Origin of the sequence: Bradyrhizobium sp. USDA 241 (genome assembly GCF_049739505.1) — a bacterium.
Lineage (GTDB): Bacteria > Pseudomonadota > Alphaproteobacteria > Rhizobiales > Xanthobacteraceae > Bradyrhizobium > Bradyrhizobium liaoningense.
Genome location: NZ_JBMGPZ010000005.1, coordinates 1,010,735 through 1,026,105 on the forward strand (window position 1 = coordinate 1,010,735; position 15,371 = coordinate 1,026,105).

Below are 15,371 nucleotides of genomic sequence, written 5' to 3' on the forward strand. Positions count from 1 at the left end.
ATGGAACCCGTCCATAAACCCAACAAGCGCATGCCGGTGTCGGCGATGCTGGATCCCAGGATCGTGATGCCGGCGATCGGCGCGGCTTTCGCCAAGCTCGATCCACGCGCCATGATCAAGAACCCGGTCATGTTCGTGGTCGAGATCGTTGCCGCGCTCACCACCGTGATCTTCCTGCGCGATCTCCTGACCGGCGGGGAAAATCTCGGATTCACCTTCCAGATCATCCTCTGGCTGTGGTTCACCGTGCTGTTCGCCAACCTTGCCGAAGCAGTGGCCGAGGGCCGGGGCAAGGCGCAGGCCGAGACGCTGCGCAAGACCCGCACCGAGAGCCAGGCCAAGCTCCTGAGCGGCGCGAGCCGCGATTACAAGCTCGTGCCCGGCACCAGCCTGAAGGTCGGCGATCTCGTGCTGGTCGAGGCGGGCGACACGATCCCCTCGGACGGTGAGGTGATCGAGGGCGTCGCCTCCGTCAACGAAGCCGCCATCACCGGCGAATCGGCACCCGTGATCCGCGAATCCGGCGGCGACCGTTCGGCGGTGACCGGCGGCACGCAGGTGCTGTCGGACTGGATCCGCGTCCGCATCACGGCAGCCCAGGGCTCGACCTTCATCGACCGCATGATCAGGCTGGTCGAGGGCGCCGAGCGGCAGAAGACGCCGAACGAGATCGCGCTCAACATTCTGCTCGCCGGCCTCACCATCATCTTCGTGTTCGCCACCGTGACGATCCCGAGCTACGCGGCCTATGCCGGCGGCTCGATCTCGGTCATCGTGCTGGTGGCGCTGTTCGTGACGCTGATCCCGACCACGATCGGGGCGCTGCTGTCGGCGATCGGCATCGCCGGAATGGACCGCCTGGTCCGCTTCAACGTGCTGGCAATGTCTGGCCGCGCGGTCGAGGCCGCCGGAGACGTCGACACGCTGCTGCTCGACAAGACCGGCACCATCACGCTCGGCAACCGGCAGGCGACCGCGTTCCGTCCCGTGCGCGGTGTGACCGAGCAGGAGTTGGCCGACGCCGCCCAGCTTGCCTCGCTGGCGGACGAGACCCCGGAAGGTCGCTCCATCGTCGTGCTGGCCAAGGAGAAGTACGGCATCCGCGGCCGCGACATGGCGGAGTTGGGGGCCACCTTCATCCCGTTCACGGCGCAGACCCGCATGAGCGGCGTCGATGCCGGCGGCTCGTCGGTGCGCAAGGGTGCGGTCGATGCCATGCTGAACTATGTCGGCGGCGGCGCTCCGACCGCGGTCGCTTCCGGCAACACGGCGCGGGCGATGCAGTCTGCCGCTCTTTCCGAGCTCGGCCGCGAGATCCAGGCCATTGCCGACGACGTGTCGAAGTCCGGCGGCACCCCGCTGGCTGTCGCCAAGGATGGCAAGCTGCTCGGGATCGTCCAGCTCAAGGACATCGTCAAGGGCGGCATTCGCGAGCGCTTCGCGGAGCTGCGTCGCATGGGCATCCGCACCATCATGATCACCGGCGACAATCCGATGACGGCTGCCGCCATCGCGGCCGAGGCCGGCGTCGACGACTTCCTGGCGCAGGCAACTCCCGAGGACAAACTCAAGCTGATCCGCGACGAGCAGGCCAAGGGCAAGCTGGTCGCCATGTGCGGCGACGGCACCAACGACGCTCCGGCGCTCGCCCAGGCCGACGTCGGTGTCGCCATGAACACCGGCACCCAGGCCGCCCGCGAGGCCGGCAACATGGTCGACCTCGACTCCAACCCGACCAAGCTCATCGAGGTGGTCGAGATCGGCAAGCAGCTCTTGATGACGCGCGGCGCGCTGACGACGTTCTCGATCGCCAACGACGTGGCCAAGTACTTTGCGATCATCCCGGCGATGTTCCTGGCGTTCTACCCCCAGCTCAACGTGCTCAACGTCATGAACCTGTCGAGCCCGCAGAGCGCCATCCTGTCGGCGATCATCTTCAACGCGTTGATCATCATTGCGCTGATCCCGCTCGCGCTGAAGGGCGTCGCCTATCGCGCGGTCGGCGCCGGTGCGTTGCTCCGGCGCAACCTCTTGATCTATGGCCTGGGCGGAATCGTCATCCCCTTCATCGGAATCAAGGCGATCGACCTCCTGGTGACCGCCTTGCATCTGGCCTGACATGTCATCGCGAGCGACGAGGCGATTCTGCCAGACCCTCATCCTGAGGAGCGCGGAACGCGCGTCTCGAAGGATGAAGGCCCGGCTGATGGCCTCGCGCTTCGAGACGCCGCGCAGGCGCGGCTCCTCAGGGTGAGGGTCCGGCTTCCCAGCTCGCAGTGACAGAATAATTGGAGACTCAACATGCTCAGAGAAATCCGCCCCGCGATCGTCCTCTTGCTCGCGCTCACCGCCATCACCGGCCTTGCCTATCCGCTCGCGATGACCGCCATTGCCGGCACGTTGTTTCCCGTGCAGGCGCAGGGCAGCCTCATCGAGAAGGACGGCAAGGTGATCGGCTCCGCCCTGATCGGGCAGGAGTTCAAGGACGACAAGTACTTCCATGGCCGTCCCTCGGCGACGCTTGCGCCGGACCCGAATGATTCGACCAAGACGGTGTCGGCCCCCTACAACGCCGCCAATTCGGGCGGCTCCAACCTCGGCCCGACCAGCAAGGCGCTGGCCGACCGGCTCAAGGAAGATGTGGACAAGCTCAGGAGCGAGAATCCGAACGCGGCCGTGCCGGTCGATCTGGTGACGACCTCGGCCAGCGGCCTCGACCCGAACATCTCGCCGGAAGCGGCGCAATTCCAGGTGCCGCGCGTGGCAAAGGCGAGGAATCTGCCTGAGGATCAGGTCAAGCAGCTTGTGACCGCCAACACCGAAGGCCGTCTGCTCGGCCTGCTCGGCGAACCCAGGGTTAACGTTCTGGCGCTGAATCTTGCGCTCGATCGCATGGCCGCGAAGTAGCAGTCTAGGCTCGCAGCGCGCAGATGATTATATTGGCGAGATGGTCCGAGAGCGCCGCGATCCCGAACAACGTCCCTCTCCCGAAGCGCTGCTGGAAGCCGCGCGCCGGGAGGAGAGTGCGAGCGGCAAGCTGAAGATCTTCGTCGGCGCCGCTCCCGGCGTCGGCAAGACCTACGAGATGCTGCAAAGCGCCCATGCCAAGCGCAAGGCCGGCATCGATGTCGTGGTCGGGTTCGTCGAAACCCATGGCCGCGCCGAGACCGAGGCGCTGGTGCGCGGCCTCGAAGTGGTCCCGCGCAAGAGGCTGGAGTACCGCGGCCAGATTGTCGAGGAGATGGATCTCGATGCGGTGATCGCGCGGCGGCCGCAGATTGCTTTGGTCGATGAGCTCGCCCACACCAACACGCCCCTTTGCCGCCATCCCAAGCGCTATCTCGACGTCGAGGAGCTGCTGTCCCACGGCATCGACGTCTACACCGCCGTCAACATCCAGCACATCGAGAGCCTGAACGACGTCGTTGCCCAGATCACCCATGTCAGGGTCCGCGAGACCGTGCCGGATTCGGTATTCGACCGCGCCGACGCGATCGAGCTGATCGACCTGACGCCAGACGATCTGATCCAGCGGCTGAAGGAGGGCAAGGTCTATGTGCCCAAGCAGGCCGAGCGGGCACTGGAGCATTATTTCTCGCCGGGCAATCTCACCGCGCTGCGTGAGCTCGCACTGCGGCGCACCGCCGAGCGGGTCGACGAGCAGCTTCTCACCCACATGCAGGCCAATGCCATTGCCGGGCCCTGGGCCGCGGGTGAGCGCATCCTGGTCTGCGTCAGCGAGGATCCACGCGCCGCTGGCCTCGTGCGTTACACCAAGCGGCTGGCCGACCGGCTGCATGCGCCATTCACCGCGATTTCGATCGAGACGCGGCGATCCCTGCAATTGTCCGACGAGGAGCGCGATCGGCTGGCCGACACGTTGCGGCTGGCGGAAGCTCTCGGCGGCGAAGCGCTGACCATTCCCGCCGTCGGCCGCTGTATCGCCGATGACGTCGTCAATTTCGCGCAAGGCAACAACGTCACCCAGATCGTGATCGGCAAGTCGACGCGCTCGCGCTGGTTCGAGATGACGCGCGGCTCCGTCGTGCACGACCTGGTGCGCCGCGCCGGCAACATCACGGTCCACGTCATCGCCGGTGACGAGATGCCCGGCGAGGCCGCGCCCAAGACCGCGGTGCAGACCGCCGCGCGGTCGGAGCCGTTCAACCCGCTGCCCTATCTGAAGGCGCTCGGGATCGTGCTGATCGGCCTCGGCGCCGCGGAGCTGATCCAGCCCCGGTTCGGCATCGAGAACGTCGACCTCGTACTGCTGACGGCGGTGGTCGTGGTTGCCGTGCGCTATGGCTTGTGGCCGTCGCTGCTGGCGACCGTCGCGGCTTCCCTGTGCTATAATTTCTTCTTCCTGCCGCCACTCTACACCTTCACGATCACCGACCCGACCAATGTCGCCGCCTTCCTGCTGTTCCTGGTGGTGGCGATGATCGTCTCCAATGTCGCGGCGCGCGTGCGCATCCAAGCCGACACCGCCATCGGCCGGATCAGGATGACCGAGCAGCTCCATGCCTTCAGCCGCAAGCTCGCCGGCACCGCCACGCTCGACGACGTGCTGTGGGCGACCGCCTACCAGATCGCGTTGATGCTGAAGGTGCGCGTGGTGCTGCTGCTGCCGGACGAGGGCCTGCTCACGGTGAAGTCCGGCTATCCGCCCGAAGACGAACTCGACCAGGCCGATCTTGCCGCCGCCAATTGGGCCTGGAGCAACGATCGCCCCGCCGGCCGCGGCTCGGACACGTTGCCGGGCGCAAAGCGGCTGTTCCTGCCGATGCGCACCGGGCGCGGCCCGATCGGCGTCATCGGCATCGACAACGATCGCACCGGCCCGCTGCTGACGCCGGACCAGCGCCGGTTGCTCGATGCGCTGGTCGACCAGGGCGCGCTCGCGATCGAGCGCGTGCTGCTGGTCGAGGACATGGACCGCGTCAAGCGCACCGTCGAGTCCGAGCGGCTGCGCTCGGCGCTGTTGACCTCGATCTCGCATGATCTGAAGACGCCGCTCGCCTCCGTGTTGGGGGCGGCTTCCACCATGCGCGATCTCGCCGGCGCCCTCTCCGACACCGAGAAGCGCGACCTGCTCGCCACCGTGATCGACGAATCCGAGCGGCTCAACCGCTTCATTGCCAATCTGCTCGACATGACCAAGCTCGAATCCGGCGCTATCGTGCCCAATACGGCGCTGCACGATCTCGGCGAAATCGTGGGCAGCGCGCTGCGGCGCGCCAGCAAGATTCTCAAGGCGCACAAGGTCGAGCTGGTGCTGGCCGCCGATCTGCCGATGCTTCAGCTCGATGCCGTGCTGTTCGAGCAGGTGCTGTTCAATCTGCTCGACAATGCTGCAAAATATTCGCCGTCCGAGACCACGATCTCGATCCGCGGCCGGCGCGAGAGCGGTCATGTCGTGCTCGAGATCGCCGACGAGGGAGCCGGCATTCCGCCTGACGAGCTCGAGAGCGTGTTCGACAAGTTCTATCGCGCGCAGAAAGGCGATCACGTCCGTCCCGGCACCGGGCTCGGGCTCGCCATCTCCCGCGGCTTCGTCGAGGCGATGCGCGGTACGATCGCCGCTGCCAATCGCAGCGAGCGGAGCGGCGCGATCCTCACCATTCGCCTGCCCATCCCGGCAGCGAGCCACGCATTGGATACCGCCGCATGAGCGCTGCTCCGATCAAGGTCCTGGTCATCGACGACGAGCCGCCGATCCGCAAATTGCTGCGGATGGGGCTGACCACGCAGGGCTATGAGATCCTGGAGGCGTCGAACGGCAGGACTGCGCTGGAGAAGCTTGACGAGGGGCCGGCGCTGATCATCCTCGATCTCGGCCTTCCCGACGTTCAGGGGCACGAACTGCTCCGCACCATTCGCGCCCGCAACGAAGCCGTGCCGATCGTCGTGCTGTCGAGCCGCGGCGACGAAGCCGGCAAGGTGCAGGCGCTCGATCTCGGCGCCGACGATTATCTGACCAAGCCGTTCGGCATGGAGGAGCTTTTGGCGCGCCTGCGCGCCGCGCTGCGCCACCAGCTTCAGGTCAAGGGCGAACGCCCTGTGTTCCGCACCGGCGATCTCTCGGTCGATCTGGTCCGCCGCATCGTCAAGGTCGGCGAGCGCGAAGTGAAGCTCTCGCCGAAGGAGTATGACCTGTTGCGCGTGCTGGTGCAGCACGCCGGCAAGGTGCTCACCCACCGCTTCCTGCTGAAAGAGCTGTGGGACGAACTGACCGACGCGCAATATCTGCGCGTCTATGTCCGCCAGCTCCGGCAGAAGATCGAAGCCGATCCGGAACGGCCGCAATATGTGCTGACGGAAACGGGGATCGGGTACAGGCTGAAGGCGGGGATTAGCCCGTCTTATTCGTAAGAGTGCGCCTGAGGGGTAAAGCGCTGATGCGGCGTAGGATTCGGTTGCGAAGCCAACCCCATCACCTCCAACCGCGAACGCCACGCCCGCCATGACCGACGATACGATTCCGCCCTTCTCGTTTCCAGCCGTTCACGCCAAGAAAGTCACAGCTGCCTTCGATGGTGGGCGCCTAACCTCGAACGGGGGCGTGATGCTTCTGGCGATGGCCGAGCGGCGTCTCGGTTTGGCCAACAATCTGGCCCGGGTGTTCCCGGATCGGCGCGATCCGACGCGGGTCGTGCACAGCCTGGTCGATATGTTCCGCGCTCGCATGTTCGCGATCTGCTGCGGCTACGAGGACGCCGACGACCTCGATCATCTGAGGTCCGATCCGGCATTCAAGCTGGCCTGCGGTCGCCTACCGGACACGGGCCGGGATTTGTGTTCCCAGCCGACGCTGTCGCGGCTGGAGAATGCTCCGCGCCTGCGCGACGTGATCCGGCTGACCTACACTTTGGTCGACGCATGGATGGATAGCTACCCGCGCGAGCCGGCATCCGTCACGCTCGACATCGATGATACCTGCGACGTCGTCCACGGCCATCAGCAGCTCTCGCTGTTCAACGCTCATTATGACGAACGCTGCTTCCTGCCGATCCACGTCTACGACACGGAGAAGAGCCGGCCCGTGGCCGTCGTGCTGCGGCCCGGCAAGACGCCGGGCGGCGTCGAGGTGCGTGCCCATCTGCGCCGCCTGGTACGGCATATCCGGACGCGATGGCACAACACGCAAATTACGTTCCGTGGCGACGGGCACTATGCCCGGCCGGAGGCAATGGCGTGGTGCGAGACCAACGGCATCGACTACATCTTCGGTCTGTCCGGCACCAAGCCTCTCGCCAGAAAAGTCGACGAGGTCGCCGACGACATCCGCACGCGACGCGCCATCGAGAACCTGCCGGTTCTGCGTGGCTATACCGAGACGCGCCACAAGGCAAAGTCCTGGGATCGCGAACGGCGCACTGTCGCCCGTATTGAGGCGACGATGCTCGGCCTCGACATCCGCTTCGTCGTCACCAGCCTCGATGTCGGCTCGGCCGAGTGGATCTACGACAGCCTGTATTGCGCGCGCGGCCAAGCCGAGAATCTGATCAAGCTGCATAAGACGCAGCTCGCCTCCGATCGCACCAGCTGCCGTTCGGCGCTCGCCAACCAGGTCCGTCTCGTGCTCCATACGGCCGCTTATTGGCTGATGCTGACCGTGCGCGACGCCATTCCCAAAGCCCGGGAATTGGCCGCTGCCGAGTTCGCGACGCTGCGTCTTCGGCTCTTGAAAATCGCCGCCCGTGTCGTCGAGACCACGAGCCGCATTCGCCTTGCGTTTGCCGCGGCATGTCCCGAAGCCGACCTGATCTGCGGCTTGCCCGGCGCGCTGCTGCCGCTCGGTCCTTGACCGGCGGGGCGTCCGCCCCCGTTCGCCCAACCCATCCCTCAAGCGCGTTGCAAAGTACCGGTCGTCAGGCGGCGAAAAGCCGAAGGCAATCCTGTGCGCCTCGTCAGACAAGATGTGCGGCCGCATCAATCGGGCCCAAAAGCCGCACTCTCACGAATAGGACGGGTTAGCACCGTCAAGCGAGCCGTCATGGCCGGGCTTGTCCCGGCCATCCACGTGCATCAGCGCACGGGATCGACGTGGATGCCCGGGTCAAGCCCGGGCATGACGACGGAGGTTGAGGCGCGAGCTCACGTCGAGTCGGATTAGCCCGCCTTCCTGTGCCGCGCCGTCGACCGGTGGGTCTTCTTTGCGGCGCGATGCCGTCCGGTCGCACGCCGCGGATGCGACTTCGTCGCCGTCTTCTTCCCGCCGCGTCCCTTCAGGCTCTGCTTCAGCGCGTCCATCAGGCTGACGACGTTGCTCGGCCGCTGCTCGGGCTCCGGCAGCTCGATCTTCTTGCCGCTGGCCTTGCGCTTCACCAGCGCCTTCAGCGCGTCCTCGTACTCGTCCTTGAACTTGCCGGGATCGAAATGCGCCGCCTTGGTGCGCAGGATATGGCCGGCGAGCTCGACCATGTCCTTGGTGATCTTCGGGCTCTTGATGTCGTCGAAGAACTGGTCCTCCTCGCGCAGCTCGTATGGGAAACGCAGCGTGGTGCCGAGCAGGCCCTTGCCGAGCGGCTCGATCGCCATCACATGCTCGCGGTTGGTCAGCACGATCTTGGCGAGCGCGACGCGTTCCTCGTCCTTCATGGCGTCGCGGATCACGGCGAAGGCGTCGACCGCGGCCTTGCCGTCGGGTGCGATGTAATAGGGATGGTTGAGATAGCGCTGATCGATCTCATCGCGCGGCACGAAGCTCTCGATGTCGATGGTGTGATTGCTCTCGATCTGGACCGCTTCGAGCTCCTCCGGCTCGATCTCGACGTATTTGCCCTTGCGCAGCTCGTAGCCGCGGCCCTTCTGGTCGCTCTCGACGACGTCTCCGGTCTCGGAATCGATCATCTGCTGCTTGAGCCGGTTTCCGGTCTCGCGGTTGATCAGGTGAAACCGCGTCTTCTCCGCCGCCGTGGTCGCCGGATAAAGCACAACCGGGCAGCTGACCAGCGACAGCTTCAACGTTCCCTTCCAATAGGCGCGCGGGGCCATTCCATTCTCCAGCGTTTTCAAGGCATTTTGGAACCCCAACCGCCCCATAGGGTTTTGGTTCCGGGCGGGACTTTCGCCGTGATAGGCTAAATGCCGAAAGAGAAGCGGGACCGGTCGTGCTGCAAAAACTCTCCACTTACCGACAGAAGCGGGATTTCGGAAAGACGCCGGAGCCATCGGGCAAAACCGCAGTCGCGCCATCGAAGCAGCGGCGCTTCGTGATCCAGAAGCACGACGCCAGCCGCCTGCACTACGATCTCAGGCTCGAATTCGACGGCGTGTTCAAGTCCTGGGCGGTGACGAAAGGACCCTCCCTCGATCCGCACGACAAGCGGCTGGCGGTCGAGGTGGAAGACCATCCGCTCGACTATGGCGATTTCGAAGGCACGATTCCGGAAGGGCAATATGGCGGCGGCACGGTGATGCTGTGGGACCGCGGCACGTGGGAATCGGATGATCCGGAAGCCGGCTTCAAGAAGGGCGATCTGAAGTTCACCCTGCACGGCGAGAAGCTGCATGGAAGCTGGGTCCTGGTGCGCATGCGCAACGACCGCACCGGCGGCAAGCGCACCAACTGGCTCCTGATCAAGCATCGTGACGAATATGTCCGCGAAGGCGCGGACAACGACGTTCTCGACCAGGACAAGTCCGTCGCCTCCGGCCGCGCGATGGAGCAGATTGCCGAAGGCAAGGGCCGCGCGCCAAAGCCGTTCATGCTGGCCAAGGGTTCCAGGGGCAAGGCCGATGCAGTCTGGCAATCCAACCGTGCCGAGGAGACGAAAGGGCGCACGGTCAAGCCGGCGCCGCGCACCGCGCTGAAGGGCGGCAGAGCGGCGAAGAAGAGCGCCACGACTGCGGCGAACGCAAGGAAGGTCCCGGAGATGCCGGATTTCGTCGCGCCGCAGCTCTGTACGCTGGTGGAGCGGCCGCCGGCCGACCAGGGCTGGTGCCACGAGATCAAGTTCGACGGCTACCGGGTGCAGCTCCGGGTCGAGGACGGCGAGGCGACGCTGAAGACGCGCAAGGGTCTCGACTGGACCGGCAAGTTCGCCTCCATTGCCAAGGAAGCGGCTGCGCTGCCCGACGCGATGATCGACGGCGAGATCGTCGCGCTCGACCATAACGGCGCGCCGAACTTCTCCTCGCTGCAGGCTGCGTTGTCCGACGGCAAGACCGACGAGCTGATCTTCTTTGCCTTCGACCTGCTCTTCGCCGAGGGCGAGGACTACCGCCGCCTGCCGCTCGGCGAACGCAAGGCGCAGCTCAAGAAACTGCTGGAATCGCGCAAGCGGAAATCGAGCCAGCTCCGCTATGTCGAGCATTTCGAGAGCGGCGGCGATGCCGTGCTGCAATCGGCCTGCAAGCTCGAGCTCGAGGGCGTGGTCTCGAAGAAGCTGAACGCGCCGTATCGTTCCGGCCGCACCGACAGCTGGGTCAAGTCGAAATGTCGCGCCGGCCACGAGGTGGTGATCGGCGGTTACAAGACCACGAGCGGCAAGTTCCGCTCGCTGATGGCGGGCGTGCAGCGCGGCGATCATCTCGCCTTCGTCGGCATGGTCGGCACCGGCTTCGGAGCGGACAAGGTCAAGCGCATCATGCCTGTCCTGAAGGCGCTGGAGGCCAAGCAAAGCCCGTTCGGCGGCAAGAATGCGCCGAAGAAGACCCGCGACGTGCACTGGCTGAAGCCGGAGCTCGTCGCCGAGATCGAGTTCGCCGGCTTCACCGCCGACGGCAACATTCGCCAGGCGGCGTTCAAGGGACTGCGGCAGGACAAGCCTGCCGAGGAGGTCGAGGCGGAGACGCCCGTCGACACCGAGCTCGCCAGGCCCTCCGCCAGGAAGGCGGCGCGCACGAAGGCGGGGCGGCAGTCGAAGCAGACCGCTCAAAATGCCGAGGTCATGGGTGTCGTCATCTCCAAGCCGGACAAGGAGCTCTGGCCCGACGACGGCGATGGCGGCGTCGTCACAAAGCTGGACCTTGCCCGCTATCTCGAAGCCGTCGGCGAATGGATGATCGTGCACCTCAAGGGCCGGCCGTGTTCGCTGATCCGCGCGCCGGACGGCATCAAGGGCGAATGCTTCTTCCAGCGCCATGCGATGCAGGGGACGTCGAGCCTTCTGGAGCTCGCAAGGGTCTCCGGCGACCGCAAGCCCTACCTTCAGATCGATCGGATCGAGGGGCTCGCCGCCGTGGCGCAGATCGGCGGCGTCGAGCTGCATCCCTGGAATTGCGCGCCTTATGCCTATGACACGCCGGGTCGGCTGGTGTTCGATCTCGATCCCGCGCCCGACGTCGACTTCGCCGACGTCGTCGAGGCGGCCAAGGAGATGCGGCAGCGCCTTTCCGACATCGGCATGGACAGCTTCTGCAAGACCACGGGCGGCAAGGGCCTGCACGTCGTGGTGCCGCTGCTTCACGGCGCGCGCGACAAGGTGAGCTGGAAGGAAGCCAAGGCGTTTGCGCAAGGCGTCTGTCAGTGGATGACGGACGATGATCCCGAACGCTATCTGCTCAACATGTCGAAGAAGCTGCGCGAGGGAAAGATCTTCCTGGATTATCTGCGCAACGACCGCATGTCGACCGCGGTGGCCCCGTTGTCCCCGCGGGCGCGCGCCGGGGCCACGGTATCGATGCCGGTCACCTGGGCGCAGGTGAAGAGCGATCTCGACCCGAAGCGCTACACGCTACGCACCGTGCCGGGCCTGCTGGCGCGATCGAAAGCATGGGAGGGCTATGACGATGCCGCCGCTTCGATCAAGGCGGCGATGAAGAAGCTGGCGGCGAAGGTGAAGTAGGTTTGTCGCTGTTGCGGCGAAGGCCGGTCTCGTAGGGTGGGCAAAGCGAAGCGTGCCCACGTCTTTCCTTGTCGTGGCGAGGAAGGCGCGTTGCGCCTTTGCCCACCCTACGCGATCCACGTTGTGTTAGATCCGTCCCATCAGCAGCAGGATCAGCAGGATGATGATGACGAGCCCGAGGCCGCCGCCGCCATAATAGCCGGTGCCGTAGAACGGCCCGCCGCCGATGCCGCTGAAACCGCCAAGCAGGGCGATGATCAGAATGATCAGAATGATCGTGCCGATTGACATACGAGTCTCCTCCAGCCCTTTGTCGAAAGGGTCGTTTGCACCTGTCCCGTCGTGCGGGGGCAACTTGCCGCAGGTTGTAAAGTTCCCGCATTGAAACAAGGCCGAGGATCCAACTTGCATGGAACCTTTGCAGGTGCAGCGGGGATGACTATGTGGCAAGAGCCACCACCGGACAGGAATCATGTCAGCACCGCTTGTCGTTTCGATCCCACACCGCCTCGGCCGCGAGGAGGCGGTGCGCCGGCTCAAGACGGGGCTTGGCCGCGCCGCTGCAAGCATTCCGGTGATGCAGGTCGAGGAGGAACGCTGGAGCGGCGACAGCATGAATTTCCGCATCCGCGCGCTCGGGCAGATCGCGACCGGCCAGGTCGACGTCGCCGACGACCAGGTCCGGGTCGAGGTGGTACTGCCCTGGCTGTTGCAGCGTTTTGCCGAGATGGCGCAGGCCACGATCAGGAAGCGCGGCCAGTTGCTGCTGACCAAGGACGGCGGCAAGTAGCCTCAGCCGCGCACGCGCTGCCGCGAGGGCCTGATGGCGCTTGCGGCTCGGGCCTCGATGAGCGAGGCGGGACAATCGCGGAACGCCTGCGCGAGCGGCAAGTCGTTACCGGCAAGGCCGGGCACGGTGTAGCCCGTGATGTCGATAGTCGCGTCCAGGCTCTCCATCCCGGGCCATTCCCGGCCGCCTTGCGTGAACGGCGCGAAATGACGCCCGACCACGACGATCGCGGCCGCGCGGCCATGACGGCGCGCAAAGGCGATCACGTGGTCGGCATGTGCGCCGCGCACCTCGAGCGGCTGATAGTCACCCTGGGCGAATACGTCGGCGAGTCCATTGCGCAGCTTGAGGAGATGCCGCGTCCAGGCCAGCTTGAGCCGGCCGTCCGGCCAGGACTTGATCAGGCTGCTCCAGTCCGGCGCTTCCAATGAGCTCAGCGCCGCGTGGCGTGCGGCAAAGTCCACCGGGCGGCGGTTGTCGGGGTCGACCAGCGACAGGTCCCAGAACTCGGTGCCTTGATAGAAGTCCGGCACGCCCGGCAGAGTCGCCTTGAGTGTGAGCTGGCTCAGCGAGTTCAACGTGCCGAGCAGTGCGACGCGGCGAGCCAGCGTTTGCAATGCCTCCAGGAATTCCGCGGATCGGGCGGGATCGAGGATCTTCCCGACGAAGTCCCGTATGCCGTTCTCATAGGTTTCATGTGGGTTGAGCCAGCTCGTCTCCTCCTTGCCCTCGCGCGCGGCCTTGAGGGCATAGGCCTGGATGCGCTCGACGAAAGCGGCATCGGCCGGCTCCTCGAGCGGCCAGGCGCCGAGCAAGGTCTGGTAGAGCATGTATTCGAACGTCGCCGACGGCGCGCGGAAACTGCCCTGGTGTGCGAGATGCGGCGCGTTCAACACTTTCCAGCGTGCCACCGCGCTGGTCCATTCGCCCGGAATTTCGCTGAGCGCCGCGATGCGCGTGCGGGCATCCTCACCGCGCTTGGTGTCGTGGGTGGCCGTTGCGGTCATGCCTTGCGGCCATTCCCTGGCGCGGGCCTGCATGGCCTGGTGAAAGGTGGGAATGGTGAGGCCGCTGCTCGCGGGATCGCCGCCGACCTCGTTCAGCGCAAGCAACCGGTGGAATTGATAGAACGCGGTGTCCTCCAGCGACTTCGCCATCATCGGCCCGGTGAATTGCTGCACCTTCAGCGCGAAGCGGCGCACACGCGGGGCGCCGTGCGGGGGACGGCCGGGCTTGAGCAGGTCCATGGTGAGGGCATCGCGCAGGAAGTCGAAAATGCCTTCGTCGGCGGCAAACCACTCCGCGCGGGCGCGCTCGATGGTGTCCTCGATCAGCTTGCGGTCCGGTGCCGTCGGGCTGCTGTGCGTCAGGTAGGTGCGATAGACCGGGAAATGCAGCACATAGAGCTCGAGCGCCTGTCGCAGGCTGTCGGCCGAGAAGTCTCGTGTCGAGTAATGCCCGTTGGCGATGCGCGCGAGCAGACGCGACAGCACGGTGAATTCGCTGGCGAGCAACGTCTCCAGAACCCGCCGCTTGGCCTCCTTGACGTAAGGCGCAAGCCGCGGCGGCCGGTTGCTGATCTGCCGCCAGGTCTCGTCCAGCGCTTCGAGGCCCTTGGGATCGACCAGCACATGGGTGATGACGTTCATCCATTCATAGCCCGTGGTGCCCTGGACGCCGGCGAACTTCGGCAGGCGCTCGTGCTCGCACAGAATCTTTTCGATCACGGTATAGAACGGCTTTGTATTGCCCTGGGCATCGCGCACCAGCCGGCGCAATCGCTGGCAATATTGTGCGGGGTCACGCAGGCCGTCGATGTGATCGAGCCGGATTCCCTGTAGTTTGCCGTCGACGATGAGTTGCTTCACCAGCCGGTGCGTGGCGGCAAATGTGCTCGCGTCCTCGACGCGCAGTCCGGCGAGCCCGTTGACGTCGAAGAAGCGGCGATAGTTGATGTCGCTGGAGGCAAGCCGCCAGTGCCCGAGCTTGTAGTGCTGGCGCTCCAGCAGATGATGCAGCGTCAGCGTCTGCGCCGGGCGGTCCTTGCCGGCGCGATAGACGGCAAGGCCGCGATCGATGAGGTCGGCGGCGTCCGCGATCTCCTTGAGCTCGGTCTTGAAGCCGGGAGCTTCCTTTCGATTGGGACGGCGCAGCCCCGTGTAGCGGGTCGCGAGTGACAGCAGGCGCTTGCCGGGCTCCGTTTCCCCCGCGTCCGCCTCCTTGACGATCACGCGCAGAATTTCGCCATAACGCTCCGGTGCGATCGGCAGGCGATGCTCGAAATACCAGGCCGAAAGGCTTCCCTCATCGGGATCGTAGCGCAGCTCGATGTCACCGCGCTCCAGCGCCTCGCCGTAGGACGAGCCGAGGATCGGCAGCAGCACGCCGCCGCGGGCGCGAAAGGCCAGTTGATCCCAGTCGATGTCGAAGGAAGCGGCGTGCGGCGAGGCCTGGCCCCATTCCAGCACGTCGAGCCACCAGGGGTTGTCGGCGAAATGCACGCCGACATGGTTGGGTACGAAATCGATGATGAGTCCGACATCGTGCGCCTCGAGCGCCTCGTTCAGTCGTGCGAAGCCGGCCTCGCCGCCAAGCTCGGGATTGAACTGGCTGTGATCGACGGTGTCGTAGCCGTGGGTCGAGCCCTTGCGCGCCTTCATCACCGGCGAGGCGTAGAGATGCGTGATCCCCAGCGCCTTGAGATAGGGGACGACCGCGGCGGCCTTGTCGAAGTCGAAATCCGCGGTGAGCTGAAGCCGGTAGGTTGCGAGCGGAATGGCAGGAGGCAT

10 protein-coding genes are annotated in these 15,371 nt (G+C 65.4%); 7 read left to right on the top strand and 3 right to left on the bottom strand.

The features are described from left to right. The 5 genes from kdpB to ABIF91_RS26725 all read left to right on the top strand — a co-directional run bounded on the left by kdpB (nt 1) and on the right by ABIF91_RS26725 (nt 7,807). Nucleotides 1-2,118: a potassium-transporting ATPase subunit KdpB gene (kdpB, locus tag ABIF91_RS26705; RefSeq protein ID WP_028181271.1), complete on the top strand. Its 2,118-nt coding sequence runs from the start codon at nt 1-3 to the stop codon at nt 2,116-2,118. Nucleotides 2,119-2,301: 183 nt separating this feature from the next. Continuing rightward, nucleotides 2,302-2,907, top strand: a complete 606-nt coding sequence (locus ABIF91_RS26710; protein ID WP_028181272.1) for a K(+)-transporting ATPase subunit C — start codon at nt 2,302-2,304, stop codon at nt 2,905-2,907. A gap of 40 nt (nt 2,908-2,947) precedes the next feature. Continuing rightward, nucleotides 2,948-5,671, top strand: a complete 2,724-nt coding sequence (locus tag ABIF91_RS26715) for a DUF4118 domain-containing protein (protein ID WP_424579476.1) — start codon at nt 2,948-2,950, stop codon at nt 5,669-5,671. Next, nucleotides 5,668-6,372: a response regulator gene (locus ABIF91_RS26720; RefSeq protein WP_424579477.1), complete on the top strand. Its 705-nt coding sequence runs from the start codon at nt 5,668-5,670 to the stop codon at nt 6,370-6,372. The genes ABIF91_RS26715 and ABIF91_RS26720 overlap by 4 nt, the downstream gene beginning before the upstream one ends. Before the next feature lie 91 nt (nt 6,373-6,463). Then, nucleotides 6,464-7,807: an IS1380-like element ISBdi2 family transposase gene (locus ABIF91_RS26725; protein WP_208086440.1), complete on the top strand. Its 1,344-nt coding sequence runs from the start codon at nt 6,464-6,466 to the stop codon at nt 7,805-7,807. A gap of 305 nt (nt 7,808-8,112) precedes the next feature. Here the strand turns inward: ABIF91_RS26725 and ABIF91_RS26730 are convergent, their stop codons facing one another. Then, nucleotides 8,113-8,997 carry a Ku protein gene (locus ABIF91_RS26730; protein WP_028177493.1) on the bottom strand — a complete coding sequence of 295 codons (885 nt, stop codon included), beginning with the start codon at nt 8,995-8,997 and terminating at the stop codon, nt 8,113-8,115. Nucleotides 8,998-9,113: 116 nt separating this feature from the next. Between ABIF91_RS26730 and ligD the strand changes: the two genes are divergently transcribed. Then, nucleotides 9,114-11,792, top strand: coding sequence for a DNA ligase D (gene ligD, locus ABIF91_RS26735; RefSeq protein ID WP_028177494.1), 2,679 nt, complete (start codon nt 9,114-9,116; stop codon nt 11,790-11,792). A 126-nt stretch (nt 11,793-11,918) separates the two neighbouring features. Here ligD and ABIF91_RS26740 read toward each other — a convergent pair whose 3' ends face one another. Continuing rightward, nucleotides 11,919-12,083 (bottom strand): DUF3309 family protein, encoded by a 165-nt coding sequence (locus ABIF91_RS26740; protein ID WP_074117325.1) that lies wholly within the window; start codon nt 12,081-12,083, stop codon nt 11,919-11,921. A gap of 181 nt (nt 12,084-12,264) precedes the next feature. Between ABIF91_RS26740 and ABIF91_RS26745 the strand changes: the two genes are divergently transcribed. Further along, on the top strand, nt 12,265-12,582 hold the full coding sequence (locus ABIF91_RS26745) for a polyhydroxyalkanoic acid system family protein (RefSeq protein ID WP_028177495.1): 318 nt from the start codon (nt 12,265-12,267) through the stop codon (nt 12,580-12,582). 2 nt (nt 12,583-12,584) lie between these two features. Here ABIF91_RS26745 and treY read toward each other — a convergent pair whose 3' ends face one another. After that, on the bottom strand, nt 12,585-15,371 hold the full coding sequence (treY, locus tag ABIF91_RS26750) for a malto-oligosyltrehalose synthase (protein ID WP_284279183.1): 2,787 nt from the start codon (nt 15,369-15,371) through the stop codon (nt 12,585-12,587).

Bases quoted from the DNA above. Each gene is read 5' to 3' on its own strand.
- ABIF91_RS26725 (WP_208086440.1), top strand. From the start codon at position 6,464: ATGACCGACGATACGATTCCGCCCTTCTCGTTTCCAGCCGTTCACGCC.
- treY (WP_284279183.1), bottom strand. From the start codon at position 15,371: ATGCCTCCTGCCATTCCGCTCGCAACCTACCGGCTTCAGCTCACCGCG.
- ABIF91_RS26745 (WP_028177495.1), top strand. From the start codon at position 12,265: ATGTCAGCACCGCTTGTCGTTTCGATCCCACACCGCCTCGGCCGCGAG.
- ABIF91_RS26740 (WP_074117325.1), bottom strand. From the start codon at position 12,083: ATGTCAATCGGCACGATCATTCTGATCATTCTGATCATCGCCCTGCTT.
- ABIF91_RS26720 (WP_424579477.1), top strand. From the start codon at position 5,668: ATGAGCGCTGCTCCGATCAAGGTCCTGGTCATCGACGACGAGCCGCCG.
- ABIF91_RS26730 (WP_028177493.1), bottom strand. From the start codon at position 8,997: ATGGCCCCGCGCGCCTATTGGAAGGGAACGTTGAAGCTGTCGCTGGTC.
- kdpB (WP_028181271.1), top strand. From the start codon at position 1: ATGGAACCCGTCCATAAACCCAACAAGCGCATGCCGGTGTCGGCGATG.
- ABIF91_RS26710 (WP_028181272.1), top strand. From the start codon at position 2,302: ATGCTCAGAGAAATCCGCCCCGCGATCGTCCTCTTGCTCGCGCTCACC.
- ABIF91_RS26715 (WP_424579476.1), top strand. From the start codon at position 2,948: ATGGTCCGAGAGCGCCGCGATCCCGAACAACGTCCCTCTCCCGAAGCG.